This is a genomic window from Bradyrhizobium sp. MI1.10 (assembly GCF_055811035.1).
Genome location: NZ_JBVVPN010000016.1, coordinates 117,279 through 142,344, shown reverse-complemented (window position 1 = coordinate 142,344; position 25,066 = coordinate 117,279). Strand labels below are relative to the sequence as shown.

Sequence of the window (25,066 nt, the reverse complement as noted above, 5' to 3'; positions counted from 1 at the left end):
CTGACCATAGATTGGATCAGAGTTCAACATGAGGTAGATTGCAGGACCGATGCGCCCCACCGTCAAAGAGAAGGCCAGGATCGCCGCCGTCGTCATGACGGCCGTGCTGTTCGCATTCGCAATGGGATTTCTGCTGGCGCGATGAGTGCGCAGCGCGGCGGACGAAGCCGCCGCGCCGGACTCAGGCGGCGCGCACCGTGTGGAGGAATTTCCCGACCTCATCCTTCAGCCGGTTGCTGTCGGTCGCCAGCATCTTGGCGGTGGAAAGCACCTGCGAGGAGGCCGAGCCGGTCTCGGCTGCACCGCGCTGCACGTCGGCGATGTTGGTGGAGACCTGCTGGGTGCCGTGGGCGGCCTGCTGCACGTTGCGCGAGATCTCCTGGGTCGCGGCGCCCTGCTCCTCGACGGCCGCGGCAATGGTCGACGACACTTCCGAGAGCCGCTCGATCGTCGCGGAGATGTCGCGGATCGCGTTGACGGATTCCTGGGTCGCGGTCTGGATACCGGAAATCTGCTGGCTGATCTCGCCGGTCGCTTTCGCGGTCTGCTCGGCCAGCGTCTTCACCTCGGCGGCGACGACGGCGAAGCCGCGGCCGGCCTCGCCGGCACGTGCCGCCTCGATCGTGGCGTTGAGCGCCAGGAGGTTGGTCTGGCCGGCAATGGTGTTGATCAGCTCGACGACGTCGCCGATGCGCGTCGCCGCAACCGAGAGCTCGCTGACGCGCACCGTCGTGGTGCGAGCCTGGGTGACGGCCTCGCCCGCCATCCGCGCCGATTCCTGCACCTGGCGGCTGATCTCGTTGACCGAGGAGGACAGCTCCTCCGTGGCCGTCGCAACCGACTGCACGTTGCTGGTCGCTTCACCCGACGCGACCGCGACGACCGAAGTGAGCTCCTGCGCACGCTGCGCGGTGGTGGCCAACGTCGAGGACGACGCTTCGAGCTCGGTGGACGCCGAGCCCACCGTCTCGATGATCTCGCCGACCGCGCGCTCAAAGCCGTCGGCAAGGTTGACCATGTCGCGCTTACGCTGATCGGCGGCCTGCTTCTCCACTTCAACCTGCGAAGCCTTGAGGCGCTCGACCTCGATCCCGTTGGTCTTGAAGATTTCGACCGTCCTGGCCATGTCGCCGATCTCGTCGCGGCGGTCCTTCTCGGGCACTTCGGTCTTGAGATCGTTGCGGGCAAGGCCCTCCATGGCGAGCTTGAGGCGGGCAATCGGCCGTGACATCGCATTGAGGCCGATGAACAGCGCGATCGCGATACCCATGATCAGGCCGCCGGCGCTGACGCCGATCACCGTCCAGGTCGCGGATCTGGCGTCGCGGTTGATGGCGTCCTTGCTCTTGGCGACCGCCTCTGCGGTCTCGCCCACGAACTTGGCAACGCGCCCCAAGGCCGCATCCATCACCGGATCGCACTCCTTGTGCGCACGCTCGGCCGCCTTGGCATTCTCTTCCGGGCTGCTCGCGAGCGAGCCTGCCTTCAGCACCGGATCGCAGCCGGCGAACACGGCTTTCAATTGGTCGCCGATACTCTTGATCTGGCTCGCGCGCGCGGGATCGTCCTGTTCGGCTGCCTCGAGGTATTGGCGGATCTCGTCGCGGTTCTGGGTCGCGGTCTTGAGGCGGTTGGCGTTGCCCGCCTCCGTCGCCTCGGTGAAGACCGCATAGAGCGCGGCATGATAGGTCTCGGCGCGGCGCTGGGCCCGCGTCAGGTTGAGCGCCGAGGATTGCGCGGCGGAAAGCTCGGCGAAGCCGTCGACAGTTGCCGAGAGTTCGCGCGTGCCGAAGCCGGCGACGGCGACCATGGCAAAGCCCATCACGGCGACGATCAGCGCGACCTTCCACACGATTTTCAGATTGTTCAAAACGCTCATTGCAGCCGCCCCAGTGATTTTCTGCCGATGCATATTCCCAGCACCGTGCATTGGAACCAGCTGACGTTAAGATTTGATGCCAAATGTCCCGGGTAGTCTTACGGAAAACTAACTATTTTGGCTTCCGCCGTAAGCTTCGCGTAAGCTTCGGCCTATTCCGGGGCGCGAGCCGGGCGTGGAATGCCGGAACCGGTCGCCGGTGTCCTCCGTTGTCGGCCCATGCGGATCAGGGAAGAAAACCGAAACATGTTTCTGCTGGCCACCGTGACGCTGTGCTGTAGCGCCTTGGCCGCGGCAATTGCGCTGTTCGAACCGGCTCCGGCAAAGCGGCAGGCTGAAACGGCGGCGATCGACGTGCCCGCTTCGACGCCGGTTCGGGTGGTCGGGGCTCCGTTCCGGCCCAACCTCAATCCGCGGGAGCGCTAGCCCTCACCCCGGCGAGACGTCGGCGCCTTCCTCGGGACGGCGTTTGGCGCGGGCCAACTCCTCAACGAACGCGATCACCTCCGCCCGTTTGTCGGGCGGCAGCGAGAGGAACGCGCGGACGAGCCTCAAGCCCTCGGCTTCGGCTGAATGGTCTGCTTTGGCATCCATTCCCCACTGTCGGGCGGCCGGGAAAAATATGCAATCCCCCACGCAACAGCTTCTTGATTCGGCCGGCCAGCTTTGCTGGAATAGCCCCGACAGGGGTGCACCATGAAGTGGATCACGGAACGCGACGCGCTGATCGCGCAGACAATGGCCTTCGTCCAATCGGTCACCGGCAAAAAGGATGACTTGCATCCACCGGAGATCCCGATGGCGACAGTGGCCGCGTCGGTGCAGATCGTCCCCGCCAACACCGTCGTCGAGACCGAGCCACTTCAGGCCGCTCCGCCGCAGCCCTTGCCTCTCCCGCCGCCGCGGGTGGCGAGCCACGACGTCCGCACCGAGATGCAGGCCCGCATCGCCAATTTCCGCAAGCATCAGGAGCGGTTCGAGCGCGAGCGCGAGGAATATTGCGCGGCCACTTTGACCAAACTGCGCGCCGCCATCCGCGACCCCTCCTCCCGTCCACCGGCTGACAAGTAAAGCCGGATCTCCCGTCGCTGGCCTAAAGCCAGGACCACACCAGCCAGAGATTGGCCGCGCAGGCGCCGAACAGGGCCAGCGTGAGGGGCAGCAGCATGCGCCCGCAAGAGGTTTTCAGGTCCGTCGTCATGGCCGAAAACATCCGCTGATTCCGCCAAACGAGTCCCGGGGATTCTTTTTTTCGGGATTCAGGACTCGTTAAGGACTCAGGACCCGACGACCCCGATCACGGCCGCGTGATCGACCGTCCGACCGGAACCCCTCCCCCCCGCAAAGTCGTTAATGCGCTTTCCGGGAGCGGGAAGAATGCCCTACGCCCTGTTCTGCAACGACGCCCAGATCAGCAAGGCCTATCCTGACGAGTCCGACGTCTGGAGCCTCGCGCAGCGAAGTGGCCTCGTCGTGGACGTAACCGCGGATGACGACCGCCCCGGGCCACGCCGGGTGCTCGACAACGATTACGAGATCAAGCCGTGCCAGGCCGCACAGGGCGAGGACCCCGCGAGGAACAAGGCGGAGGCCGATCGCCAGGCGAGGATGGAGCTCGAGCTGAATTCGTAAAGACGGATCGAAGCTGGGAAGCCGGAGCTCAGGAAAGCTCAGGGCGTCGCGGTGGCCAGCGAGGCCTGCTCGCCCGCCAGAGCCACGCAGGCCTTCCGGCGATGCAGCCCGCGGATCGCGCCGGTGACCTTCAGCACCTTGCCGGAGGAGCACGAGGCGTCCTTGACGAAGGCCACCTCATAGGGTGCCAGCATCAGAGGCTCGGATTTGAGGATTGTTTGGGCAGCGCACGGCAAACTGACGAAGCACGAGAGCACCACAGCCGACACCAAGATACGCATGTCCGTCGTCCCACCAGCCCGGTAATTCTCATATAACGCGTTCCGGCGCGCGAGTTCCGTAAGCTGCAAAAATTATTTTTGCTTTACCCGAGCTCCATGACGCGCGTGAGAAAGCGCGCGCCAAAACGTTTGCTTGCAAATGACGCGCCAGATGGTTGACGCAATGCAAACGACAGGAGGTGGCAACCGGAGCCCGGCAAACGAAAGGCCGGCGGGAGCCGGCCTTTCGTCAGATCGTGGTTGTTGGTGGCGCGTCAGTAGCGCGAGGCTGCCGGACCGCCCCAGCCAAAGCGGTAGTTCACGCCGACCTTGACGGTATGCTCGTCCTCCCGGCCGCGGACGCCGACAACGTCGACCGGACCGGAGGTGATCGTCGTGCTGCCGAAGTTGTAATACTGGTACTCGGCCTTGGCGGACCAGTTCGGCGCGAACATGTATTCGAGGCCAGCGCCAACGGTATAGCCATCCTTGCTGTTGCCGGTGGCGGTGAAGGGCTGCGGCACCCCGGCAATATTGACGCCGAGGCCGCCATTGCGCCAGGCATAACCGCCCTTGGCGTAAAGCAGCGCCGGACCCCAGGTGTAGCCGATGCGGCCGGTCACCGAGCCGAGCTGGTCGGTATTGGAGGTCACCTGCGTGCCCAGCGGGAACGTAGCGCCGCCGTTGTTGGTCGGCAGCCAGGAATACTGGGCCTCGACACCCATGACCCAATTGGGCGCGAACTGGTAGTCGAAGCCGCCCTGAACACCGCCGAGGAAGCGCGCGTCGCTCGACTGGAAGCTGCTGTCGCCGGCAAAGGCGCCGCCGACATGGCCGCCGATGTAGAAGCCGGTCCAGTTGTAGATCACCTGCGGCGGCGTGTAGGCCGGAGCCTTGGTGTAGGTGCGCGCCTGCATGTCGGCCGCTGCAGCCGGCGCGGCCAGCGCAAGCAGGGCAACTGCACCCAGCAAAATCCTTTTCATGATCATCCCCGTTCTTTCAAATTCGACACTCAGGAAACAACGTGGCGTGAATTGGGTTGCTTCGAGGCGATGCCGGAACGTTGATCGTTCGTGACTGTGACGGAGCGGCAACAACGCGATTTTGTTCCGTCCCGCAGGCGCGTGCCGACGGTTTTTTTTCCGTCGGAAACAGAACCCGCCGTAACGATTAGTCGCAACGCAAAACCACTTCGTTCAAAGCTCCCCGAAATGTGATCCGGCAGCTCCGGCGGGCTCTGTCCTATCACCAAGCGATGAAGGTGGGCTTTGCGCTACCGCGTCATCTTTTCAAGTTCCGGAAAGGGTACGTAAACCGCGCCCGCGCACAGCTCGCTGGCACGATCAACGACGCGGTCCGCCCGACCGTTGACGAAGATCACGGCGCGCTCCCTCATGGCCTTGTACGTGCCGTCGGTCTCGCGTGGGGTGAAGTGCAGGCAACTGACATAGAACTGCCGGCCTCCGACCTCGCGCTGCACCGGCTCAGCCATGCTGGCGTCACGCACGCCGACAGGATTGTTCAAATAGCTGCGCATCAAGGCCAGCGTGTCGCCACGGAAATTATCCGGGAACGGTTGTGGACCTCCGGCCTGAGTCCCGTCCATCAGAGTTGGACGGTCACCATCGCTGCCGAAACATCCCGTGAGCGCCAGCGGCAGTGCCAGCATCAACGCCAAGCTCACTGCGCGTTCCGCTAGTCGCCGCACCGCTTACGCTCTCCGCTCGATCAGTCTCGAAGACGTTCCAGCCCCAAGGTTGCAATGATGCATGTCTACAGGTGTTTTGCCCGACGAGTCAAACGGCTTCGTAAAATCCGCAGATGAGCCACCCGTCAAACCATTGATTTATCTACGACCCGCTACTGTGCATGGGGTTGTTTTTCGAGGTTTTGTTTGCGGCCGCCAAACCTGGGGCGTTGCTTGCGGGCTTCAGCATGGTCGTACCGGCCCGCCGCCAGCACCTCGAGCTTTCGCCCAAGGCGTGACGAACGGGCCGGTCCTGAATTCCTCACGCGGCGGTTGGGGCAATTCTAGGACGCCGCCGCGCAGGATCAGTCGTTAGCTGCGCTTCTCCATCGTCGCCGGCTTGGTCACGTCCGGCTGCGTCTTCAGCGACTTCTTCGCTGAGAGATGCTTGTGGTGGTGGCGATGCGTGCGCACGGTCTTGTGCTCGTCGGGAGTGACCGCGGCGTTGGCGTTCATCGCCTTCGACTTGGTGTCCACCTTGGCGTCCGCCTTGACGTCTGAAGTCTTGACGTCCGAAGCCTTGGCACCGGCCTTGAGGCCGGCATCCGGTTTCGCGGCGGTGGTCGACACCTTGGTCTGGCTCTGGTCTGCCTTGATCACCGGCGTGGTCGTGGTGGTCTTGCCGGCCTCGGCTGCGAAGGCCGGGGCTGCGATCACGGAAGCTGCGAGCAAGGCTGCGGAAATGGTCTTCAACATGGTTGGTCTCCTCTTGGAAGGATCTTGAGGCGGGCGCCCTCTCGCCAACCCTTTGATCGTAGGTTGGAGCCTAGGGGGCACGCACTGAACCCAATCTGAAGCCCGCAGCAGGCTTCCGTTCATCTGGATGACAAGTTTGTCATCCGCCCGCAGGGCGAATAGGCCAGGATGCCGGGAATGTTTTTGCCTGATGGGTGTTCCGGTCTTTGGGCAATCGTGTAGGATCGCCACGTTCCATACCGGAGAACTTAGATGCGCAAACTCTCAACGCTTCTTGTGCCGGGACTTGTCGCCATGACATTGGCGGCCGGGCCGGCTCTGACCAGCGCTTATGCCGCAGGTGGCGACACCCCCTCGTCGCCGCCATCGTCGGACACCTCGACCAAGAAGGGCAAGAAGAAGAGCTCCTCCATCAGCGATCCGAAATTCCTTGCTGCCTATCGCACCGCCTACACCACGATCTATGACAATCACGACTACACCGGCGCGATCGGCCAGCTGAAGTCGCTCAAGCGCGACGACGTCGCCGACGTCGCCAATCTGATCGGCTACTCCTATCGTAAGCTCGGCGATTACCAGTCGTCGAAGATCTATTACGAGCTGGCGCTGAAGGACGATCCGAACCACGTCCGCACCTGGCAGTATTACGGCCTCTGGCAGCTCGAACAGGGCAATCGCGAGCAGGCGCAGTATCACCTGAACAAGCTCGCCTCGCTCGCCGGCACCGACAGCTCCGAGTATCGCTCGCTCGCCGCCGCGCTCGACAAGCCGACCGGGGCGACCCTCGTCTATTAAACGCATCGCATCTTCGCACGAGGCGAACGGGCACAACCGCAGGGTTGTGCCCGTTCTGCGTTCTCGGCTAGCTTGCCCACCAAACCTCCCCTCGCAAACCGGTGCGCAATGGACAATTGGCTGCGATCCGCGATCGACTACATCGGCTTCTGGATCGAATTCCAGCACACCACAATCCAGCAGCCCGGCGTCGTCATCGCATTCGCCCATCGCGGCGAAATCGTCGCCGAGCACGCGTTCGGCCTCGCCAATCTCGACACCGGCGAGAAGCTCACCCCGCGCCACCGTTTCCGCATCGCCTCGCACTCGAAGAGCTTTACCTCGGCCGGCATCATGAAGCTGCGCGAGCAGCGCAAGCTCCGGCTCGACGATCCCATTGGCCAATATGTCGGAGGCCTGCATCCGCGCGTCGCGGAAACGACGATTGCGCAAGTGCTGTCGCACAGCGCGGGACTGACGCGCGACGGCGCCGATTCCGGTCAGTTCATCGACAGCCGTCCCTATCTCGACGCGAGCGAGCTGCTCGCGGAATTGAAGCTGCCGACCGTAATCGAGCCGGGCACACGCTTCAAATATTCCAATCACGGCTTTGGGCTGATTGGTCTCATCATCGAGGCCGTGACGAAGGAGCCCTACCGGGTTTGGATGAAGCGCGAGATCATCGAACCTGCGGGCCTGCGCGAGACCGAGCCGGACGCGCCGCTTCCCAAGGGGGCGCCGTTCGCGCGCGGCCACACACGAAGGGTGCCCTACGGAGAGCGATGCGTGATCCCCGGCGACAATCCCACCCACGCGATGGCTTCCGCCACGGGCTTTGCCGCTACCGCCGCCGACACCGCCCGCTTCTTCGCGCAGCTCGCGCCCAACGCAAGAAAGAGCCTGCTGTCGGTCGCAAGCCGCCGCGAGATGACGCGACATCATTGGCGCATACCGCAGAGTTTCGAGGCCTATTACGGCTTGGGTATCGGCGCCGGCAGGCTCGACGGCTGGGACTGGTTTGGCCACGGCGGCCATTTCCAGGGCTATATCTCGCGGACCTGCGCCATTCCCGCCTGCGAACTCGCGATCAGCATCATCAGCAACTCCATCGACGGCGCAGCGCCGTTCTGGATGGACGGCGCGATGCAGATCCTGCGCGTTTTCCAGACCCGTGGCGCACCCGACCGCCGCGTGAGCGACTGGACCGGCCGCTGGTGGACGATCTGGGGCGCGACCGATCTGGTACCCGTGGGCAACCGCGTGCTGGTCGCCAATCCTCAGTTCAACAACCCGTTCATGGATGCCGGCGAGATCGAGGTCACCGGCCGCGATACCGGCAAGCTCGCCTGGGCCGCCGGCTACTCCAGCCACAGCGAGCCGGTGCGCCGCGTCCGCGACAAGCGCGGCAAGGTTAGTGACGTCTGGATCGCTGGCGCCAACATCAAGCCTGCGGCCGCCGTCGCCCGCGAGATCGCGCGGAGATACAAGCCGCGCAAGCGCCCGCCTACTCCCGAATGAGAGTCTCGACCTCGCTCCGAAGGGCCTGCCGCGAGCCGTCGCGCGAATAGAACATGTGGCCGCCGGGATAGACCACGAACTTGACCCGCTGCGTTGCGAAGGCCGGCAACTGGTCGAGCACCCGCTTCGATCCGAAATAGGGCGTGGCGAGATCGAACAGGCCGTGCGCGACCAGCACGTTCAGCTTCGCATCCGTGGCGAGGATCTGGCGCAGCTCGGAGACCGACTGCGGCGGGTTGATGCCGCGGCCGAAATCCCAGTGGCCTTCGATGGCGCCGTTCAACACCTCGTAGGAGCCATCGGGCCGCCAGTTGAGCTTGTGCGTCAACAGGTCAACCGCAGCACTCGTTAGCGGCGCCTGCAGCGCATCGCCGGAGGGATCACCGAACCGCGAGCTGCTGGAATCCGGATAGGGATCGAAGCCGCGCACCGAGGCGTCGTAGCGCCCCGTCACCTTGCCGTTCTTGCGGTCGAATTCGCGGCGGAATTCGCCGACGTCGAAGCGGCCCGCAAGCCGACGGCTCACCGACTGGTCGATGCCGGTGAGCTCGGCGACCTTGTCGGCAAGACGATTGGTCGCTTCCTTGTCCGCCTCACCCTTGACGAGGTCGGCCAGGAATTCGCCGCGCGCGTAAGCCTCTGCGTCGGCGAGATCGGCGCGTTTGACCGGACCTTTCGCCTCACGCGCCACCGCGACATAGCTCGGCAGCGTCGCGACATATTGCAGGAGGCTGGTGCCGGTGAACTCACGGAAGTCCAGGAGCGGCGACACCAGAATCAATCCCCTGACCCCGACGCCGTGCTGGAGCTGCAACTGGCGCACCACCTTCGGCCCGCGAATGCCGCCATAGCTTTCGCCGGCGACGTATTTCGGCGAGGTCAGCCGGTCGTGCTTCTCGAGCCAGCGGCGGATCACGAGCGCGATCGAATTGACGTCACCATCAACGGAGTAGAACGATTTGCGCGCGTCATCGCCGGTCGCGACGAACCGGCTATAGCCAGTGCTGACGGGATCGATGAAGACGAGATCGGTGAAGTCGAGCCAGGTCTCCGCGTTCGGCTTCACCTCGGGCGAGGCGGACGGCGACAGCGCTTCGCCATCGAGCGGCAGCCGCCAAGGCCCGGCCGCGCCGAACTGGAGCCATGCCGAGGACGCACCGGGCCCGCCGTTGAACAGGAACGTCACGGGGCGCGTCGCACGGTCGGCGCCGTCGAGCTCATAGGACGTATAGGCGATGTCGGCCACAGGCTCGCCCTTGCCGTCGAACACGCGGATCGATCCGGCGGTCGCTGCGAAATTGAGGGTGCGGCCGGGAAGATCGAGCGTCTGCTTCGTGGTCGAATCCGACGGAAGACGGTGCGGCTCGGCGGATGACGATGAATTTTGCGATGCGCCTTGTGCACCGCCGCGTCCGCCCTTCTGTCCGGCTGGTGCCGCCGCCTCGGCGCGCGGCTGCGGCGGATCGTCGGCGCGCGCCAATCCTGCGAGCGCGAAGGCCGACACCGCCAGCACCAGGGTCGCGCGGCGGAGCGCCGGCATATTCGTGGCCATGATCGTTCTCCCTGTCCGGCGACGACCGCCGGTGCGGACCGTAAGGGTAGCGCGGAATTGCGACGGTTTGGGGGATCATGGCTCCGGTGGTGCCTGAAGAGCCCGGTTGGGCACAAACCGACCCGGTTTCGTGCTCAAATCGGAATCGGCAGTTGCCGGTCTGCTGTGAAGGGCGGTCATCCTCGACAATCGGGGGCGAGATCGTTAGACGAGCCCGGCGGAACTTTCTCCAGCCAGCGGCCCTGCCCGGAAGCCATGACCAAGCCAGCGCGATACGACCGGATCGCCTTCGTCGCCAGCCCGAGCAGCGAGGCGCAAGCCGCCTTCGGCCAGCTCACCAGGGACTTCGGCAATTGCGATCCGAAGGACGCCGACATCGTGGTCGCACTCGGCGGCGACGGGCTCATGCTCCAGACGCTTCATCAGCACATGCATACGGGCAAGCCGATCTACGGCATGCACCGCGGCACCGTCGGCTTCCTGATGAACGAGTACTCGACCGTCGATCTTCGAGCCCGTCTCGAGGCGGCGCAGGAATCCGAAATCCACCCCCTCCTGATGCGCGCGACCGACGCCAACGACCGCGTCCACCTGCATCACGCCATCAACGAGGTCGCCCTGTTCCGGCAGACCTACCAGGCCGCGCGCCTGCGGATCCTGATCGACGAGCGCGAGCGCATGTCCGAGCTGATCGCCGACGGCATCATGGTGGCAACGCCGGCCGGCTCGACCGCCTACAATCTGTCCGCCCAGGGACCGATCCTGCCGATCAACGCCGCGCTCCTGGCGCTGACGCCGATCAGCGCCTTCCGCCCGCGACGCTGGCGCGGCGCGCTGCTGCCGAACACGGCTTATGTCGTGATCGAGGTGCTGGAGGGCGACAAGCGCCCCGTGGCGGCGGTCGCCGACCACGACGAGGTCCGCGACGTTCGCCGCGTCGAGGTGCTGTCCGACAGGACCATCTCGATGCGCATGCTGTTCGACCCCGGTCACAGCCTGGAAGAGCGCATTTTGCGCGAGCAGTTCGGCTCCTGAGCCGCCTCGCCGGACTGCCGATCGCAACCCTTCATTAACCCCCGGCGAGATATGGTTAACGAAAGTTGACCGCTCCGGCCCGGGCTCCATGTTCCGCATCGATTTCAACAAGCTGCGTTTCCTCGTCTGCGACGACAATCCGCACATGCGCCGCATCCTGCGGACGCTGCTGCATTCGTTTGGCGCGCGTGAAGTCTACGAGGCCGAGGACGGCGCCACGGCGCTGGAAATGTACAGCCATTACGTGCCCGACATCGTCATCACCGACTGGGCGATGCCGATCTTCGACGGGCTCGAGCTGGCGCAGATGATCCGGCAGCCGGAATCCAAGGGCAATCCCTACGCGCCGATCATCATGCTGACCGGCCATTCCGAGAAGCGCCGCGTCACGGTGGCGCGCGATGCCGGCGTCACCGAATTCCTGGCCAAGCCGATCTCGGCCAAGGGGCTCTACCAGCGCATCCTCAACGTGGTCGCCAGTCCCCGCCCCTTCATCAAAACCAAGACCTATTTCGGCCCGGACCGGCGCCGCAACATCAACTCCGCCTATATGGGCCCCGAGCGCCGCGTCGGCGAAAAGCACGAGGTGCTGCAGCAGCCCTCGCTGCTCGACAAGGCCCGCTCCACCATCTAGCGCAACGTCTCTCACGATCGAGGCCGATATCATGGCGAAGAACAGCGCAAGAGACATCGAGATCAAGGCCTTCGCCACGCATCAAATCATCACGCAGCCCAACCCGCTGCGGTCGGTCCTGCGCCGCGTCGAAGACAAGGACATGGACGATCCGGTCGGCCGCGCCGAACAGGCGCTCGCGGGCCTTGCCGGCGAGTTCAAGGACTGGATGGCGACCGAGATCAACCGGCTGTCGGCGGCCTACGTCGCCATCCGGCACGACGGCTTCACCAAGGACAGGCGCGACGAGTTGTTTCGCGCCGCGCACGACATCAAGGGCGATGCCGCGACTTTCGGCTATCCGGCGGCGGCGGGCGTAGCCGAGAGCCTGTGCCGCGTCATCGAGCACGCGCCCGATCTCGAAAAGGTGCCGGCCGAGCTGTTCACGCACCACATCAACGCCATCCTCGCCATCGTGCACGAGAACACCAAGCTCGACAGCATCAGCGTCTCCGCCGAGCTCAGCCGGCGCCTGCGCAAGGTCGCCGACGATTATCTCGCCGACGCCAACCGCGATCGCCCCGAGCATCTCGAGGTGATCCTGGCGCCGAGCATCGCGCCGGCGGGGTAGCTTCGCCGTTCGCGAGGTGTGGTAGGGTGGGCAAAGCGAAGCGTGCCCACCAGTCGCCATGAGTTGTGCGGAGAGACGGTGGGCACGGCGCAATGCGCCTTTGCCCACCCTACGTCGTCTCGTTACGCTGCAATCAGCTCGCCATACACCGGATCAACCATCTCCTCCGCGACCAGCTCGTCGCAGAACAGCCTTGCCTCTTCGCGTGCGGATTCGGTGGCGAAGCGGCGCAGCAGGACCATCAGCGGCTCGGTCGCGCCGCGGTCGGTCTCGCAATGGGTGAGCACGCGCTCGACCATGCGGCGGCGCAGCCTCGCCGCATTGTCATCGCTGTCGACGAAGCCCTGCTCGTGGCAGGCATCGAGCGCGACCTGGAAGGCCGCAAACGTCGCCTCGGGAAGCCCGGCGCGGCGGAGCAGCGCGTGCAGGCTATTGCCGCCGCGATCGTGCAGCAGCGCGGACACGCGCGCCAGCGGCAGCTCGGCGAGCTCAGCCAGCGCCGCATGGAAGAGATCCAGATTGCTCGACAGCAGCGCGCGCAGAATGAGACCCGCGGTGAGCTGGCCGGTGATGCGCAGGTGCCGAACAAGCCCTTCCATGTCTTCGCCGCGCGAGCGCGCCGCGATGTTCATGGTGGAGCGATCGCGGGCCTCGGTCGCGATGCGCTCGGCGCGGTCGGCAGTCAGCCAGTTCCGGGCGACGACGAATTGAGCCAGCGTCTCCGAGAGTTTTGCCACCAGCGCGGCGCGCGTTGCGGACGGCAGATCCTCCAGCACCAGCATCGCCTCGCGGATCGCGGCGAGATGGCCGTGACGCTCGACGATGCGATCCCAGGAGAACGGCGCAAGCTCGGCATGAGGATTTTCGATCAGCTCGAGCGCTGCCGCCGCGCAGCCGACTTCGGCAATGGCGGCGCAGACCGATACCGGCAGCGCGATGCGGCGCGCGACTGCGCACTGCACCTCGTCGTTGCCGGTCGCGACGATGTCGACGAGATCGGCGTCGATCAGCAGCGGAGAATGTTCGAGCACGGGCAACGCGACGGTCGGCTGGTCCCCCGACAGCGCCCGCACGATCGACGCGGGCGCCTCGGTACTGCGCGCAAACGCCTCGGCCATCGCCTGCCGCACCAGCGGCGAGGGATCGTCGAGCAGCATCAGAAGCGCGCCTTCAGCGGCAACACGGTCATCATGGGAAAGGTCTGAGATCAGCCAGGCCCGGGCCAGCGCCCGCGTTGCCTCGGCCCGCTCGCCAGCGGGCGCCGTCCTGATCCAATTGATGAACTGCCGAACAATCATGGTGCTTCCGGCTTACGCAACGAAGACGAAGCGGTGACGGCTTGTCACCTGCAACACAAAATAAACCACGACGCTTAACAAAGCGTTCACCATAACTGGCTGGTTTTATTGACGTTTTGTTAAGGGAACAAAGGCGGCCCGTTCACGCACCGGGACCTGCGCGCAGCGTTCACGCTGCGACGTATCCGAGACACGGGCGCGCGAATTAGCTTGAGAACGTGCCGCTGCGATCGCTGAAGAGATCAAGAGGCTGCGGCGGCCGGACGTCGGGCGTTGCCGACGCGGCCGAGGTCGCGGGTGCGACCGAAGTGAGCGAGGCATTGTTGCCCCACAATTTCTGCACGGTCGTCGAGACCGGCTGGGTGGTGTCGCCGGGCTGATAGATCGAGCGAAACACCGGCGTGCTCGGTGCATTGTCCGCGACCGTCGTCGGCGCCGTCGCGCTGACCGGCGTCACCGCGCGTGTGTTCGGAAAGGACTGGAGATACGCGGCATTGTCGATCAGCGGCGCGGCAGGCTGTACGCCGTTGGCGCTCGCGACCTGCGTGGTCGACGGCGTGCCGCCATACATCGCCATCGCGCTGCGGGTGGTTTTCGAATTTGCCGCGCCGGCGTAGCGTGCATCCAGCACCGAATAGACCTCGGAAACGCTGCGCGCGCGGCCGTCCTTGGCGTAGAAGATAGAGCGATTGGCGGACGCCGCGTTGGGAAACAAACGCGCGCCGACCGCTTGCGGATTGTCCTCGGCATTGGCGATCAGTTTCGCGGCGCCGCCGACGCCCATGAAATGCGCCATGTAGAGTTCGCTGTCGGACGGCCTGCGGCCGAGCAGGCCGGTGAGCTTGAAGCTGTTCGACTGCGTCAGCGCCGCCGCCATGCTGGAGGCGGCCTCCGGATCGTCGCGCAGCTTCATGATCGACCGCTTCATCGCGGGATCATCGACGGTGTAGGTGCCCGACGACGTCCTGGTGATGGCGTCGGAATAATTGCCATAGCCGAGCTGGGTGCCGGCTTCCTTCACCGTGCCGAGCCAGGTCTGGTCGATGAACTGGTAGAGCCCGTGCGCGGATGACGTAGTCGCCGCCGCCGTGGGATCGAAATCCGATTCCATCTTGGCGGTGGTCAGCATGTACTGGAAGCTGATGCCGGTCCGGTTGGAGACCTGATTGATCGCACCGGCGACGCGTGCCCGCGACGGATCGAGAACCGCCGTCTGAGAGGCACTGGAGTTGTCGACCGACATAATGAAGTGCCCGCACCGCACGGCGTTGAGTGGCGCCGGCAATTCGGCGCCCTGTCGTCTCACCGTGGGACAGGTATGGTTAATGCGGGGTTAATTCGGCCGTCAGCCCTACCCTCAATGACGGCAGGATTATTTCTTGTACACCGCGTCCGGATCGAACAGCCTGTCCGCATCGACAAAGACGAGCCTGGCGCCGCCGCCTTCGGCCTCGACCTTGCGGTAGAAGCAGGACCGGCGGCCGGTGTGACACGCCGCGCCGATCTGCTCGACACGGAGCCAGACCGCATCCTGATCGCAATCGGTGCGGATCTCGACCACGCGCTGGGTCTGACCTGAGGTCTCACCTTTTCGCCACAAGGCATTGCGCGAGCGGCTGAAGTACCAGGCCTCGCCGGTCGCGATGGTCTTGCGCAGCGCCTCGTCATTCATGTGCGCGACCATCAGCACGTCGCCAGTGGCGACGTCGGTCGCGACGACGGTCACGAGGCCGGCCGCGTCGAACCTGGGAAGGAAGGCGAGACCTTCCTCGGTTTCATGGGAGTGAGCAGACACAACGCCCTCGCCGGTCTATTCGCGAGGTCAGCGCTGCAGACCTCGCACCAGGGACAGAAAACGAGCCTGCTCCGCCGGATTGTCGCGGAACATGCCGGTGAAGCGGCTGGTGAAGGTGGAGGCGCCATGCTTGGCGACGCCGCGCACCGACATGCAGGTATGCTCGGCCTCGATCAGCACGGCGACGCCGCGCGGCTTGAGGATCTCGTCGATCGCCGCCGCGATCTGCGCGGTCATGTGCTCCTGGGTCTGGAGCCTGCGGGCGAAGATGTCGGTGAGGCGCGCAAGCTTCGACAGCCCGACCACGCGTTCCACCGGCGTGTAGGCGATGTGCGCCTTGCCGTAGAACGGCATCATGTGATGCTCGCATTGCGAGGTGAACTCGATGTCGCGCACAAGCACGAAATCATCATAGCCGGCGGTCTCGCCGAAGGTGCGATCGAGCACTTCGGCCGGGCACTGGTGATAGCCCTGATAGAGTTCGTCGAAAGCCTCGACCACGCGGCGCGGCGTGTCGAGCAGGCCCTCGCGGTTGGTGTTCTCGCCGATATAGGCGAGCAGCGTCTTCACTGCCTGCTCGGCCTCGGCGCGCGCGGGGCGCGGCTGGTCGGCCCGGACGGCGGCGGCGAGGAATTCGGAAGGATCAAGCTCCGCCGGACGGCTCTCGGGCTGCCGGTCGGAGGGCTTGTTGGGGCGGATGGATTTGATGGTAGCGTCCATGTCGACTCCGTTCGACGGCCTTGCGGCCGGAGTGTCACCGGCAGACGGGGCGGCGAACCGCCGGACGCCTGAGAGAACAGTTTCGGCGAAAAAATCTGCAAGCTGTAACGCCGGCAGCAGGGTTCTGCATCACACCACTGCTGCAGCGCTGGACTGTTTTTCCGCCAGTTCCGACCCTATATAAGGCCGTGGACGGCGCACGCCAAGGCCGATCCTGCTGGACTCCATCACATGCTGAACGACATTTATAACAAGCGGATCATCGAACTGGCCGGGAATATTCCGCGGCTCGGGCGGTTGCCGGATCCCGATGCCACCGCCACCGCCCATTCCAAGCTGTGCGGCTCGACCGTCAAGGTCGACCTCAAGATGGAGGGCGAGAAGGTCACTGACTTTGCCCACGACGTGAAGGCCTGCGCGCTGGGACAGGCTTCTTCATCCATCATGGCAAGTCAGATCGTCGGATCGACTGCGAGCGAACTCCGTGAGTTACGCGAAACTGTTCGCAAGATGCTGAAGGAGAACGGCGCGCCTCCTGAAGGCAAATGGGAAGAGATCAAGTTCCTCGAGCCGGTCCGCGACTACAAGGCGCGCCACGCCTCGACGCTCCTGACCTTCGATGCCGTGGTCGATGCCATCGGCCAGATCGAGGCGAAGGCGAAGCAGCCGGCTGCGGCGCAAGGCTGATTCCGGCGGAGGTTGATCCCGGGCTCGTCGCTGGGCCCGGATATAGATCAGAGATTCCGAGGCTACTTCTGCGATGCCGCGACCGGCGTGGCCACGCGGCCCGTCGGCACCAGGGCTTCCGCCGTCTTGGTCGACTTGGCAGGCTGCTCCGGTTCCGCACCGAACCTCGCCTGGGTCTTCGGTGCAAGCTCCGCCATTGCCGGCGCGGAGATATCGACATGCGGCAACACGTCGGCCACGAGATCCGTCGTCACGAGATTGGTAAGCTTGAGCTCGCCCGCATCGAGCTCGTGCAAATCTTCCCACGGCGGGACGCTGAGCGCGAGCGACAGCAGGTCGCCGGCACCGCCCATGTCGAACGTGTATTTGGCGAGCCGGCCGATATCGCGCTCCACGATCATCAGGTCCTGCGCGCTGTAGCTCGCGGCCTTGGCATCGTCGGCGCGATCACCCATCCAAATCTGATGGACCCGCACATGGGCCGCTTCCGGCACGTAGCGCTTCTTGCCCGCCAGCAGCAGGAACACGCACATGGATTCGCAATAGGCCTCGGGCGCGACCGCCGGCCGAACCGTCTGCCCGCCGCGGGTCTGAACGCTGATACCGACCGTGGTCAAAAGTCCGAGATTGCGAAAGCGCCGGCCGAGCGTGATCGCGTCGTTGACGGAACCGCCACTGGAATCGAGCACCACGGTGGCGCCGCCGAGCTGGCGTCCGCGGGAAAATTCTTCGAAGTCCCGGGGCGTATCGGCGGTGATGATACCCACCGCACTGACCCACCCGCGGCAATTCGGTTCGCAGGCGACCCAATTGAACTTCATCGGCAGCTTGCGTTCTTCGAGGGCAGCACCGGCCCGAGCCGACGACCCGAGCGTCGCGACGGCGCCAGCCAGCACGACCCCACAAGCGGCGGTTCCTACCAGCAACCAGCCGCGAAGATTGAGCGCCTTCAGAAGTTTCAAACTGGTCCCTTCCCCAAGCCCAAAGCAATAAGCCAAAGCCGATTCAGGCAAGCCCCGTTCTGACGTTCCATGAGTCTCACATGGGCGTCACAAAAATGGTATCCGGGGGAATACAGATCGTCCATAGGTACTTGCTGCACTGCTCCCAAAAAGCACGCAAAATATGGCGTGCAAACAACAGCTTACAGTTCCCTGCATCGGAACCACGCAAAACCTCGCCCACGATCTCTGCAAAGCGCCCATGAAGCAATCAGCCTGCGAGCACTGTTCCAATTCCGTCGCGGGCGCGCTCCGGCTTCCGCGCAGATTCGGCCGCGCGCTGATCTGGATCTACCGCCACACGCTCTCGCCCTTGGTTGGCTACAATTGCCGGCACCTGCCGACCTGCTCCGCCTATGGCGACGAGGCGATCGAAAGGTTCGGGCTGTGGGCCGGCGGCTGGATGACGCTGGCGCGCCTGCTCCGTTGCAATCCCTTCGGCACCTCGGGCATCGACAACGTGCCCCTCACCGCGCCACAGGGCGCGCGCTGGTACTCGCCCTGGCGCTACGGCCGCTGGCGCGGTGTCAATGCATCCTAAGCACGGCGCGGCGCCTCACGCGTCGCTACCTTGAGTGGAACCGAAATTCTCCCCTCGCGTTGATGTGATGCTCCCGCGGGAGGAAAAACAATGCGCTGGAAAATCAGCCCTCATTTTCACTTCAGGTCTGGACCGGATTCGCGGATTGGTTCGCGAGGCCACGATCCCAGAACCCTCGACATGCTCGCCATCATTGTCCTCTTGATGCTCGCGGTCGGCTCCGGCTGGTATCTGGCCACGAGCACTGCCACGCCGCCCAGTACGACGGCGTTCATCGTGCCGAGCCAGAGCGTGCACTGGTAGAGCTAGACTTTAGAGGTCCAGCACCAGCCGGTCGGCATCCGATCCGGCGACGCAGATCATGAGAAAGCGTTCGCGCTCATACGGCGACAAGACGCGGTCGCGGTGCACGGGCTTGCCCTCGATCCAGCCGACCCTACAGGCGCCACAGATACCGCCGCAGCAGGACGTCGATATATCGATTCCTCCTTCCTGCAAGGCCGCCAGCATGGTCTGGCCGGCGCGAACCGGGATTTCGGTCCCCGTACGCGCCAGCAACAGCGTGAAGGGCTTTGCGTCAGGGTCGATCACCGGTGGCGGCGCGACGAAACGCTCGATGTGAACATTGGCTGCGGGCCAGGCTGCGGTCAGGCGCTCGAACTCGTCGGTCATGCCTTCCGGCCCGCAGCAGGCGACCATCGTCTGCCCCCCAACTTCGCCGACCAGCGAAGCGAGATTCGGACGCCCGGCGCAGGACGTGCGGTGCACGACGACACGCCCCTCATCGATCAGCGGCGCGAGGTGTGCGGCAAGCGGCACCTCCTCGCGCACGATGAGGTGCAGCACAAAGCCTGTATTGCCAATCTGCAGGAGGTGACGGGCCATCGACAAGAACGGCGTTACACCGATGCCACCGGCGACGAACACATGATGCGCAATGTCCGCACCCGGCTCCAGCCCGCCGCGCGGCAGTGACACGCCGATGACGTCGCCTATGCCAACCTCGTCGTGAAGCGCGCGCGAACCGCCGCGCCCATCGGCCTCGCGTTTGACCGCGATGACGTAACGCGAGTTGTCGGCGGGCTCGTTGCACAGCGAATAGGTCCGCACGAGACCGTTCGGCAGATGCAGGTCGATGTGGGCGCCGGGCTTGAACGGCGGCAGGTCCCAACGGTCGGGATCGGCCAACGTGAACACCTTGATCCCCGCACCGGCCTCTTCGATGCCGGCGACAACCGTCTTGATCGTCGTTATCGGCCGTGCGCTCATGCCATGTTCCGCACGGTGTCGCCGACCCTGACGATGCCGCCTTGCAATATCCTGCAGTTGAGGCCCGAGCGGTTGATGAGCGGATCGAAGATCGCCTTGCCGGTGATCTCCTCGATATGCCGGCATGGGATCGATAATCGGGTTGCTTCCAGCAAGGTCTCACCTAACCAGAAGCGGCGGCCGACCAGATGGTTCAACGGCACGCCCTCGACCGTCACGTTGCGGCGATGCTCCTCGGGACTGAGTTCGATTCCCGCGTCGCGCTTGAGCGCAACCAAGGTTTCGAGCTCGAACAAGGTGACCTGCCGGCCCTCTTCGGGCTTGTGCGAATAAAATCCTTCCTCGCGCCCGATCATGTAGCGGTCGCCTTCTATCCCTTGGCCGGCGACGAGAACGAGCTGCTCCATCGCGCGCATTGGCAGGAACGCGCGTGGAGCGAGATGGAGGAAGCGGACCAAGCCAGTCCAGCCGAGGCGTGCTGTGCTATCGGCCGAGCCGGCGCCTATCTCATCGAGCATGACAAAATCCTTGTGAGAAGCGATGGCGCGCCGCCGGCAGCGGCGCGCCGCGGGATCAGGTCAGTTCCTTGTTCGCCATTTCCGGCGCGAACGTGGTCGCGGTCGCCGTGATGGCGGCGCAGCCAATCAGCAGCAGCGAAACCGGCCAGGTGGCGCCGCCACTCCAGCCCATCAGAGCCGCCGCAATCAGCGGCGTCAATCCGCCACTGATGGCGGCCCCGACCTGGAACCCGAGCGAGGCGCCGCTATAGCGCAGCCGCGCGGAAAACAGCTCGGAGTACCAGGGCGCGCCGATGCCGAACATCACCATCTGCCCGAAAGTAATCGCCACCACGATGGTCCAGATGACGATGGTGGGATCGCGGGTGTTGAGCAGCCAGAACAGCGGAAAGGCAAACAGCGCCGAAAACAGACAGCTTGCATAGAACATCTTTTTGCGCCCGACGATGTCGGACAGCCAACCGAACAGCGGAATGGCGAGCAGCGCGACCAGCGATGCCGCGAAGGCGCCGTTCAACACCACCGTACGCGATAAGCCAAGATTCGCGGTGGCGTAGGACATCACGAACACGCCGCCGATGCTGGCATAGGCGATCTCCGAGATCTTCAGTCCGACCGCGGTAAAGAAAGGACGGCGGTGATGCCTGAAGATCTCGACCAGCGGCAGACTTGCGACCTCCTTTTTGGCCTGGACCTGGCGGAAGGCCACGGTCTCTTCCATGTTGAGGCGGATGTAGAGACCGACGCCGACCAGCAAGATCGAGATCAGGAACGGAATGCGCCAGCCATAGGACATGAACTCACTTTCTGGCAGGCTCGCCACCAGCGCAAACATGCCGATCGCGGCGAGATTGCCGATGGGATTGCCGACCTGCACCATGCTGCCGAGCAGGCCGCGGCGGTGCGTCGGACAATTCTCCACCACCATCAGCACCGCACCACCCCATTCGCCGCCGAGGCCAATGCCCTGGAGGAATCGCAGGCCGATCAAGAGCAGCGGCGCGGCGATCCCGATCTGCTGATAGGTCGGAAGCAAGCCGATCAGAAAGGTGCCGATGCCCATCACCATGATCGTGATCGCGAGCATCGCCTTGCGGCCCACCCTGTCGCCGTAGTGACCGAAGATCGCGGCGCCAAGCGGTCGCGCCAGAAAGCCGACCGCATAAGTGCCGAAGGCCGCGATCGTGGCGAGCGCGGGGTTGCCGGCAGCGAAGAAGACCTTGTTGAAGACCAGCGCGGTCGCCGTGCCGTAGATGAGGAAGTCGTACCATTCGACCGCGGTGCCGATCACGCTCGACCACACGATCCGCCGCAAGCTCGCCGCCTCGTCCGGGGCTACGTTCAGGGTTACGTCGTCTGCTACGGTCATCGATGTCTCCAAAAAGTACCGGCGCCAGGGAAAGCAGTTGGTTCTGTCCGCGGAGCCCATCGGCAGCCGGACGGTAAAAATCGATCATGTTTACTATTGGAAATCAACGGTGCGGAACGCGGCAAATGCCGTCCGGAGCGGCAAAGCACGCTTATTGCCCTTTAATTGAGCTGATTTAGGCGATAAACCAGAGTCTTTGCTTACAATATCTGCGACCTTGCTCTAAATTTCTGCACATATGTTTTCCTTTGGAATACAGCCGGCGCGTACACGGAAGGGACAGCGCGCACCCGCCGGACTGGCAGTCGAGCGGCATCTGTTGCAAAAGAGACGTCAGCAATTCGGGAGACTCATGCGTGCTTGACGTCAGCAAAGCGGCAGCCGTCGGGGCCAACATTCGCCAGGCGCGCATCGCCAAGGGCCTGACACTGGACCAGCTTGCCAAACAGAGTGATCTCACGCGCGGCTATATCTCGCTGGTCGAGCGCAACCTGAAGATCCCTTCGCTCGCCGCCCTGCTACGGATGGCAGCCGCGCTCGAGGTCAACGTCGCGACCTTCTTCGACCCGAACGCCGAGCCCGCGCCGCGCTACACGCTGTTCCGCCGTGAAGGCGGCAGCGTGCCGCTGTTTCAGGACACCTTTGGCGTAGTGCCACTGGCAACCGGCCGCACCCGCAAGATGATGGAGCCGTTCCTCCTGAGCCCGCCGCACAAGTCGGCGACGCGCGCCTCGCATGCGGGCGAGGAGTTGCTGTTTGTCATCAACGGCAAGATCGCGATCAAGCTCGACGGCGAAGAACTCGTCCTCGGCAAGGGCGATTGCCTATATTTTTCAGGCGAGACACCGCACGAGGTCAGGAGCCTCGGCCGACAGAAGGCGGAGGTCCTGGTTGTGGTCGCCCAGAGCCCGGCGGCGTAACGCCGGCCGAGCACCAGGTTTAGCGGGACCAGAAAAAGCGCCCGGGTGGCGGCGGGACCGGCTCGGGCGGACGTGGCCGCTTCGGACGCGGTGGTTTCGGCGAGGGCTCGGCGGACGAGGTGGTCTCCGCGCCGGGGGCTGTCTCGCTTGCCGGCACCTTCACCGCCAGCAGCAAGTTCGATTCGTGCATCCGCCAGCGGTAGCCGACGCCGAAATCGATCGGCTGGGCGCGCGTGAACAGCGCGGCGTAGCGTTCCTGGTAGCGGCCGGGAAATTCGCTGATGGGTCCGAGATAGCGGCCGAACGGGAAGAAGCGCCATTGCCGCGAATTGTAGCTCGAAAGCGGAATGCCGGAATCGTCCTGGACGATGGTCGCGCTGTTGGCGAGCAACCAGTCGCGCGCGACGGTGAAATTGCCGGAGTGCAGCAGATAAGACGCGCTCTTGATCAGGCTGTTGCCGGGGCCGAGCGTCTCGCAGAACTTCAGGAAGCCGGCTGCGCGTGCACCTGAATTGGAGAGATCGGTCGAGAAATAATACAGCGTGCGCGCCTCGCCGTCGGGGCCTGCAAAGGTGATGCGGGCGCCGCGCGTCGCGTTCGGTCCGGGGTTGTCGTTGCCGACATGCATCCCGCCCTTGTCGTCGAGTGCAACCATTTCGACATTGCGGATGGTCTTGCCGGAGCGGACGAGGAAGACGTAGAGGATCGGCAAGGTGCCGTTGACCTGGTTGGTGTGCAGGTCGACCTTCATTTGCTTGGTGATGAAGAAGGAAAAACTCAGGATCGAGCCGAGCGAGCGCTCGACATTGTAGAGCGCGGCGCCGACCGAACCGCGTGGCAATCGCGTCAGGTCAGCCACCGCACCGACCGGCTCCAGCGCGCCGAGCACGTAAGTGCTGGCCTTCGAATAGAAGGCGTTGGCGTAGAGGAAGTCGGGGCCGCTGAACAAATAAAACATGGTCGGTCTGGGCGCCGCCAGATTGACGTCGGCCCAGTTGCGGATCTTCGAGAGCTGGCGCTCCTCAAGCTGGGCGAAGGCGCCGTCGAAGAATCTCGCGTGGCGCTGCCAGCCCGGGTCCTTTGTGAGCGGCACCAGCGGCGAATCCGCCGAAGGCTGCATGCCCGCGAGGAAGCGCGCGGTGTCGTCGAAGGTTGCCTCGGCAGCACGTGCGGACGGGACGGCCGCAGCCAGCAAGGCGAGAGCCACGGCCGCAATTCTCATGGGTCGAAACATGTCTATTCGCGATTGTGTGACGTGCCAGCGGCGACCGGCCGCCTGCGGAAAACAGCATAAATCAACAGGCCCGAGAGCATGACGAGCATCCCCGACAGCGATTGCACGAGCCGCTCGGTCAACAAATAGTACATCATGAACCCGGTCACGAGCAGGAAAACGAGCGGCGTGAACGGGTATCCCCAGGCGCGATAGGGCCGCGGCAAATCGGGATCCGTGATGCGCAGCTTGATGACGCCGGCGACCGTGAAGAACGAGCAGAACAGCAGCGCGAACTGGATGAAGTCGAGCACGGCCTCGAAGCTGCGCGTGAACAGCAGCAGATTGGCGACGGCGAGCTGAAACAGGATCGCATAGGCCGGCGCGCCGCGCACCGATCTCTGCGAGAACACGCGCAGCGCCGGAATGTCCTCCCCCATCGTCATCATCACGCGCGGGCCGATCCACATCATCGCGCTGATCGAGGAGATCAGGCCGAAACAGATCATCGCGCCGACGATCCGGCCGCCGAGATTGCCGAAAATCGCGCTGCCGGCGACGCTGGCGACGTCGAGCTGACCCGCGAGCGCGCCGACCGGCGTCGAATGGAGAAACACCGCATTCAGCGCGACGTACAGCACGAGCACGATCAGCGTGCCCGCGAGCAGCGCACGCGGCAGGTCCCGCTGCGGCATGTTCATCTCGCCGATGATGTAGGTTGCGGCATTCCAGCCCGAGAACGAATACATCACGAAGACGAGCCCGATCGCGAAGGGCGCGCTGACGATATGCGCGAGATCGCCCGCCTGCGGCGTGAAGGCGATCGGCTGCGGCACGCCGACAATGAATCCTGCAACCAGGAAGGCAACGATCAGCACGACCTTCAGGATGGTCGAGATCAACTGGAAGGTCGAGGAGTGCCTGACCCCGGTCAGTTGCACGAGCGAGACCAGCCACACCACGGCGATGGCAAGCGGGATCGGCGGCACACCGGGCACGACCGATTTGGCGTATTCGCCGAAGGCCATCGCGGCGAGCGCGACGGGTGCTGCAAAGCCAACGGTCGCCGACACCCAGCCGGCGAGAAAGCCGAAGGCGGGATGATAGGCGCGGCCGAGGAAATTGTACTCGCCGCTCGAGCGCGGAAACATCGCGCCGAGCTCGCTGTAGGAGAATACCCCGCATAGCGCGACGATGCCGCCGACGGTCCACAGCAAGAGGATCGAGAAGCCTGAGGGGATGTCCTTGACCTGGAAGCCGAGGCTGGTGAAGACGCCGACCCCGATCATGTCGGCCACGACGATGGCGGTTGCGACCAGAACGGAGACCCCCGACCCGCGTCCGGTCAGCCGGCCGGTCCAGGGTGCAGTACCCGCATCTGATGCCGTCATCGCCGTC

General features: G+C 64.4%; 29 protein-coding genes. 12 read left to right on the top strand and 17 right to left on the bottom strand.

Annotation, left to right across the window (positions count from 1 at the left end):
• Positions 1-181: 181 nt before the first annotated feature.
• On the bottom strand, positions 182-1,879 hold the full coding sequence (locus tag AC0L3K_RS18735) for a methyl-accepting chemotaxis protein (protein ID WP_219683799.1): 1,698 nt from the start codon (positions 1,877-1,879) through the stop codon (positions 182-184).
• A gap of 246 nt (positions 1,880-2,125) precedes the next feature.
• On the opposite strand from AC0L3K_RS18735, the gene AC0L3K_RS18730 reads away from it, so the two are divergent.
• Positions 2,126-2,305, top strand: a complete 180-nt coding sequence (locus AC0L3K_RS18730) for a hypothetical protein (protein WP_198288282.1) — start codon at positions 2,126-2,128, stop codon at positions 2,303-2,305.
• Positions 2,306-2,308: 3 nt separating this feature from the next.
• Here AC0L3K_RS18730 and AC0L3K_RS18725 read toward each other — a convergent pair whose 3' ends face one another.
• Positions 2,309-2,473 (bottom strand): hypothetical protein, encoded by a 165-nt coding sequence (locus tag AC0L3K_RS18725; RefSeq protein WP_007602663.1) that lies wholly within the window; start codon positions 2,471-2,473, stop codon positions 2,309-2,311.
• A gap of 102 nt (positions 2,474-2,575) precedes the next feature.
• Here AC0L3K_RS18725 and AC0L3K_RS18720 point away from each other — a divergent pair, with 102 nt between their 5' ends.
• Together AC0L3K_RS18720 and AC0L3K_RS18715 are read left to right on the top strand one after the other, a co-directional pair.
• The gene (locus tag AC0L3K_RS18720) at positions 2,576-2,950 is read left to right on the top strand and encodes a hypothetical protein (RefSeq protein ID WP_219683801.1); all 375 of its coding nucleotides are present in this window, start codon (positions 2,576-2,578) and stop codon (positions 2,948-2,950) included.
• A 306-nt stretch (positions 2,951-3,256) separates the two neighbouring features.
• Positions 3,257-3,511, top strand: a complete 255-nt coding sequence (locus AC0L3K_RS18715; RefSeq protein WP_219683802.1) for a hypothetical protein — start codon at positions 3,257-3,259, stop codon at positions 3,509-3,511.
• A 38-nt stretch (positions 3,512-3,549) separates the two neighbouring features.
• Here the strand turns inward: AC0L3K_RS18715 and AC0L3K_RS18710 are convergent, their stop codons facing one another.
• The 4 genes from AC0L3K_RS18710 to AC0L3K_RS18695 all read right to left on the bottom strand — a co-directional run bounded on the left by AC0L3K_RS18710 (position 3,550) and on the right by AC0L3K_RS18695 (position 6,214).
• On the bottom strand, positions 3,550-3,792 hold the full coding sequence (locus tag AC0L3K_RS18710) for a hypothetical protein (protein ID WP_018455389.1): 243 nt from the start codon (positions 3,790-3,792) through the stop codon (positions 3,550-3,552).
• Between the two features lie 254 nt (positions 3,793-4,046).
• The gene (locus AC0L3K_RS18705) at positions 4,047-4,754 is read right to left on the bottom strand and encodes an outer membrane protein (protein WP_219683804.1); all 708 of its coding nucleotides are present in this window, start codon (positions 4,752-4,754) and stop codon (positions 4,047-4,049) included.
• A gap of 290 nt (positions 4,755-5,044) precedes the next feature.
• Entirely contained in the window at positions 5,045-5,440 is a 396-nt protein-coding gene (locus AC0L3K_RS18700; protein WP_035961651.1) for a hypothetical protein, read from the bottom strand.
• Between the two features lie 390 nt (positions 5,441-5,830).
• Positions 5,831-6,214 (bottom strand): His-rich protein BRANT, encoded by a 384-nt coding sequence (locus AC0L3K_RS18695; protein WP_473366567.1) that lies wholly within the window; start codon positions 6,212-6,214, stop codon positions 5,831-5,833.
• Between the two features lie 252 nt (positions 6,215-6,466).
• On the opposite strand from AC0L3K_RS18695, the gene AC0L3K_RS18690 reads away from it, so the two are divergent.
• Together AC0L3K_RS18690 and AC0L3K_RS18685 are read left to right on the top strand one after the other, a co-directional pair.
• Complete coding sequence (locus tag AC0L3K_RS18690; RefSeq protein ID WP_219683806.1) at positions 6,467-7,009, top strand: tetratricopeptide repeat protein; 543 nt, start codon at positions 6,467-6,469, stop codon at positions 7,007-7,009.
• Positions 7,010-7,117: 108 nt separating this feature from the next.
• Entirely contained in the window at positions 7,118-8,506 is a 1,389-nt protein-coding gene (locus tag AC0L3K_RS18685) for a serine hydrolase domain-containing protein (RefSeq protein ID WP_219683808.1), read from the top strand.
• On the opposite strand, the gene AC0L3K_RS18680 is transcribed toward AC0L3K_RS18685, so the two are convergent.
• Complete coding sequence (locus AC0L3K_RS18680; protein ID WP_219683810.1) at positions 8,493-10,058, bottom strand: S10 family peptidase; 1,566 nt, start codon at positions 10,056-10,058, stop codon at positions 8,493-8,495. The genes AC0L3K_RS18685 and AC0L3K_RS18680 overlap by 14 nt on opposite strands.
• Before the next feature lie 255 nt (positions 10,059-10,313).
• On the opposite strand from AC0L3K_RS18680, the gene AC0L3K_RS18675 reads away from it, so the two are divergent.
• The 3 genes from AC0L3K_RS18675 (at position 10,314) to AC0L3K_RS18665 (ending at position 12,337) form a co-directional block, all read left to right on the top strand.
• Complete coding sequence (locus AC0L3K_RS18675) at positions 10,314-11,093, top strand: NAD kinase (protein WP_007602648.1); 780 nt, start codon at positions 10,314-10,316, stop codon at positions 11,091-11,093.
• An 88-nt stretch (positions 11,094-11,181) separates the two neighbouring features.
• Positions 11,182-11,727 (top strand): response regulator, encoded by a 546-nt coding sequence (locus AC0L3K_RS18670; protein WP_007602647.1) that lies wholly within the window; start codon positions 11,182-11,184, stop codon positions 11,725-11,727.
• Positions 11,728-11,758: 31 nt separating this feature from the next.
• Positions 11,759-12,337 (top strand): Hpt domain-containing protein, encoded by a 579-nt coding sequence (locus tag AC0L3K_RS18665; protein ID WP_219683812.1) that lies wholly within the window; start codon positions 11,759-11,761, stop codon positions 12,335-12,337.
• A gap of 122 nt (positions 12,338-12,459) precedes the next feature.
• Here the strand turns inward: AC0L3K_RS18665 and AC0L3K_RS18660 are convergent, their stop codons facing one another.
• From AC0L3K_RS18660 to folE, 4 genes are all read right to left on the bottom strand, one after another.
• Entirely contained in the window at positions 12,460-13,635 is a 1,176-nt protein-coding gene (locus AC0L3K_RS18660; protein WP_219683814.1) for a DUF2336 domain-containing protein, read from the bottom strand.
• A gap of 205 nt (positions 13,636-13,840) precedes the next feature.
• Complete coding sequence (locus AC0L3K_RS18655) at positions 13,841-14,920, bottom strand: lytic transglycosylase domain-containing protein (protein ID WP_219683816.1); 1,080 nt, start codon at positions 14,918-14,920, stop codon at positions 13,841-13,843.
• A gap of 87 nt (positions 14,921-15,007) precedes the next feature.
• Entirely contained in the window at positions 15,008-15,430 is a 423-nt protein-coding gene (gene hisI, locus AC0L3K_RS18650) for a phosphoribosyl-AMP cyclohydrolase (protein WP_219683818.1), read from the bottom strand.
• 27 nt (positions 15,431-15,457) lie between these two features.
• Entirely contained in the window at positions 15,458-16,150 is a 693-nt protein-coding gene (gene folE / locus AC0L3K_RS18645; protein WP_007602630.1) for a GTP cyclohydrolase I FolE, read from the bottom strand.
• 231 nt (positions 16,151-16,381) lie between these two features.
• On the opposite strand from folE, the gene AC0L3K_RS18640 reads away from it, so the two are divergent.
• Complete coding sequence (locus AC0L3K_RS18640; RefSeq protein WP_007602629.1) at positions 16,382-16,837, top strand: iron-sulfur cluster assembly scaffold protein; 456 nt, start codon at positions 16,382-16,384, stop codon at positions 16,835-16,837.
• A 62-nt stretch (positions 16,838-16,899) separates the two neighbouring features.
• On the opposite strand, the gene AC0L3K_RS18635 is transcribed toward AC0L3K_RS18640, so the two are convergent.
• Positions 16,900-17,799 (bottom strand): COG3904 family protein, encoded by a 900-nt coding sequence (locus tag AC0L3K_RS18635; protein ID WP_219683820.1) that lies wholly within the window; start codon positions 17,797-17,799, stop codon positions 16,900-16,902.
• A 241-nt stretch (positions 17,800-18,040) separates the two neighbouring features.
• On the opposite strand from AC0L3K_RS18635, the gene yidD reads away from it, so the two are divergent.
• Both yidD and AC0L3K_RS18625 read left to right on the top strand, forming a co-directional pair.
• A complete protein-coding gene (yidD, locus tag AC0L3K_RS18630) occupies positions 18,041-18,379 on the top strand; it encodes a membrane protein insertion efficiency factor YidD (RefSeq protein ID WP_035994626.1) in 339 nt (112 codons plus the stop codon).
• Positions 18,380-18,469: 90 nt separating this feature from the next.
• Positions 18,470-18,682, top strand: coding sequence for a hypothetical protein (locus AC0L3K_RS18625; protein WP_007602626.1), 213 nt, complete (start codon positions 18,470-18,472; stop codon positions 18,680-18,682).
• 9 nt (positions 18,683-18,691) lie between these two features.
• On the opposite strand, the gene AC0L3K_RS18620 is transcribed toward AC0L3K_RS18625, so the two are convergent.
• The 3 genes from AC0L3K_RS18620 to AC0L3K_RS18610 are packed head-to-tail and all read right to left on the bottom strand — an operon-like array spanning position 18,692 to position 21,535.
• Positions 18,692-19,648 (bottom strand): PDR/VanB family oxidoreductase, encoded by a 957-nt coding sequence (locus AC0L3K_RS18620; RefSeq protein ID WP_007602625.1) that lies wholly within the window; start codon positions 19,646-19,648, stop codon positions 18,692-18,694.
• Positions 19,645-20,166, bottom strand: coding sequence for an MOSC domain-containing protein (locus tag AC0L3K_RS18615; protein WP_219683822.1), 522 nt, complete (start codon positions 20,164-20,166; stop codon positions 19,645-19,647). The genes AC0L3K_RS18620 and AC0L3K_RS18615 overlap by 4 nt, the downstream gene beginning before the upstream one ends.
• A gap of 55 nt (positions 20,167-20,221) precedes the next feature.
• Complete coding sequence (locus AC0L3K_RS18610) at positions 20,222-21,535, bottom strand: MFS transporter (RefSeq protein WP_219683823.1); 1,314 nt, start codon at positions 21,533-21,535, stop codon at positions 20,222-20,224.
• 356 nt (positions 21,536-21,891) lie between these two features.
• Between AC0L3K_RS18610 and AC0L3K_RS18605 the strand changes: the two genes are divergently transcribed.
• Positions 21,892-22,455, top strand: coding sequence for a helix-turn-helix domain-containing protein (locus tag AC0L3K_RS18605; RefSeq protein WP_007602622.1), 564 nt, complete (start codon positions 21,892-21,894; stop codon positions 22,453-22,455).
• 19 nt (positions 22,456-22,474) lie between these two features.
• On the opposite strand, the gene AC0L3K_RS18600 is transcribed toward AC0L3K_RS18605, so the two are convergent.
• Together AC0L3K_RS18600 and AC0L3K_RS18595 are read right to left on the bottom strand one after the other, a co-directional pair.
• Positions 22,475-23,689: a hypothetical protein gene (locus AC0L3K_RS18600; RefSeq protein WP_219683824.1), complete on the bottom strand. Its 1,215-nt coding sequence runs from the start codon at positions 23,687-23,689 to the stop codon at positions 22,475-22,477.
• Positions 23,690-23,691: 2 nt separating this feature from the next.
• On the bottom strand, positions 23,692-25,059 hold the full coding sequence (locus AC0L3K_RS18595) for an APC family permease (RefSeq protein ID WP_007602618.1): 1,368 nt from the start codon (positions 25,057-25,059) through the stop codon (positions 23,692-23,694).
• Between the last annotated feature and the right edge of the window lie 7 nt (positions 25,060-25,066).

Coding starts and splice junctions, on each gene's coding strand:
- AC0L3K_RS18735 (WP_219683799.1), bottom strand. CDS start 1,879: ATGAGCGTTTTGAACAATCTGAAAATCGTGTGGAAGGTCGCGCTGATC.
- AC0L3K_RS18730 (WP_198288282.1), top strand. CDS start 2,126: ATGTTTCTGCTGGCCACCGTGACGCTGTGCTGTAGCGCCTTGGCCGCG.
- AC0L3K_RS18725 (WP_007602663.1), bottom strand. CDS start 2,473: ATGGATGCCAAAGCAGACCATTCAGCCGAAGCCGAGGGCTTGAGGCTC.
- AC0L3K_RS18720 (WP_219683801.1), top strand. CDS start 2,576: ATGAAGTGGATCACGGAACGCGACGCGCTGATCGCGCAGACAATGGCC.
- AC0L3K_RS18715 (WP_219683802.1), top strand. CDS start 3,257: ATGCCCTACGCCCTGTTCTGCAACGACGCCCAGATCAGCAAGGCCTAT.
- AC0L3K_RS18710 (WP_018455389.1), bottom strand. CDS start 3,792: ATGCGTATCTTGGTGTCGGCTGTGGTGCTCTCGTGCTTCGTCAGTTTG.
- AC0L3K_RS18705 (WP_219683804.1), bottom strand. CDS start 4,754: ATGAAAAGGATTTTGCTGGGTGCAGTTGCCCTGCTTGCGCTGGCCGCG.
- AC0L3K_RS18700 (WP_035961651.1), bottom strand. CDS start 5,440: ATGCTGGCACTGCCGCTGGCGCTCACGGGATGTTTCGGCAGCGATGGT.
- AC0L3K_RS18695 (WP_473366567.1), bottom strand. CDS start 6,214: ATGTTGAAGACCATTTCCGCAGCCTTGCTCGCAGCTTCCGTGATCGCA.
- AC0L3K_RS18690 (WP_219683806.1), top strand. CDS start 6,467: ATGCGCAAACTCTCAACGCTTCTTGTGCCGGGACTTGTCGCCATGACA.
- AC0L3K_RS18685 (WP_219683808.1), top strand. CDS start 7,118: ATGGACAATTGGCTGCGATCCGCGATCGACTACATCGGCTTCTGGATC.
- AC0L3K_RS18680 (WP_219683810.1), bottom strand. CDS start 10,058: ATGGCCACGAATATGCCGGCGCTCCGCCGCGCGACCCTGGTGCTGGCG.
- AC0L3K_RS18675 (WP_007602648.1), top strand. CDS start 10,314: ATGACCAAGCCAGCGCGATACGACCGGATCGCCTTCGTCGCCAGCCCG.
- AC0L3K_RS18670 (WP_007602647.1), top strand. CDS start 11,182: ATGTTCCGCATCGATTTCAACAAGCTGCGTTTCCTCGTCTGCGACGAC.
- AC0L3K_RS18665 (WP_219683812.1), top strand. CDS start 11,759: ATGGCGAAGAACAGCGCAAGAGACATCGAGATCAAGGCCTTCGCCACG.
- AC0L3K_RS18660 (WP_219683814.1), bottom strand. CDS start 13,635: ATGATTGTTCGGCAGTTCATCAATTGGATCAGGACGGCGCCCGCTGGC.
- folE (WP_007602630.1), bottom strand. CDS start 16,150: ATGGACGCTACCATCAAATCCATCCGCCCCAACAAGCCCTCCGACCGG.
- AC0L3K_RS18640 (WP_007602629.1), top strand. CDS start 16,382: ATGCTGAACGACATTTATAACAAGCGGATCATCGAACTGGCCGGGAAT.
- yidD (WP_035994626.1), top strand. CDS start 18,041: ATGAAGCAATCAGCCTGCGAGCACTGTTCCAATTCCGTCGCGGGCGCG.
- AC0L3K_RS18625 (WP_007602626.1), top strand. CDS start 18,470: ATGCGCTGGAAAATCAGCCCTCATTTTCACTTCAGGTCTGGACCGGAT.
- AC0L3K_RS18620 (WP_007602625.1), bottom strand. CDS start 19,648: ATGAGCGCACGGCCGATAACGACGATCAAGACGGTTGTCGCCGGCATC.
- AC0L3K_RS18615 (WP_219683822.1), bottom strand. CDS start 20,166: ATGCTCGATGAGATAGGCGCCGGCTCGGCCGATAGCACAGCACGCCTC.
- AC0L3K_RS18610 (WP_219683823.1), bottom strand. CDS start 21,535: ATGACCGTAGCAGACGACGTAACCCTGAACGTAGCCCCGGACGAGGCG.
- AC0L3K_RS18600 (WP_219683824.1), bottom strand. CDS start 23,689: ATGTTTCGACCCATGAGAATTGCGGCCGTGGCTCTCGCCTTGCTGGCT.
- AC0L3K_RS18595 (WP_007602618.1), bottom strand. CDS start 25,059: ATGACGGCATCAGATGCGGGTACTGCACCCTGGACCGGCCGGCTGACC.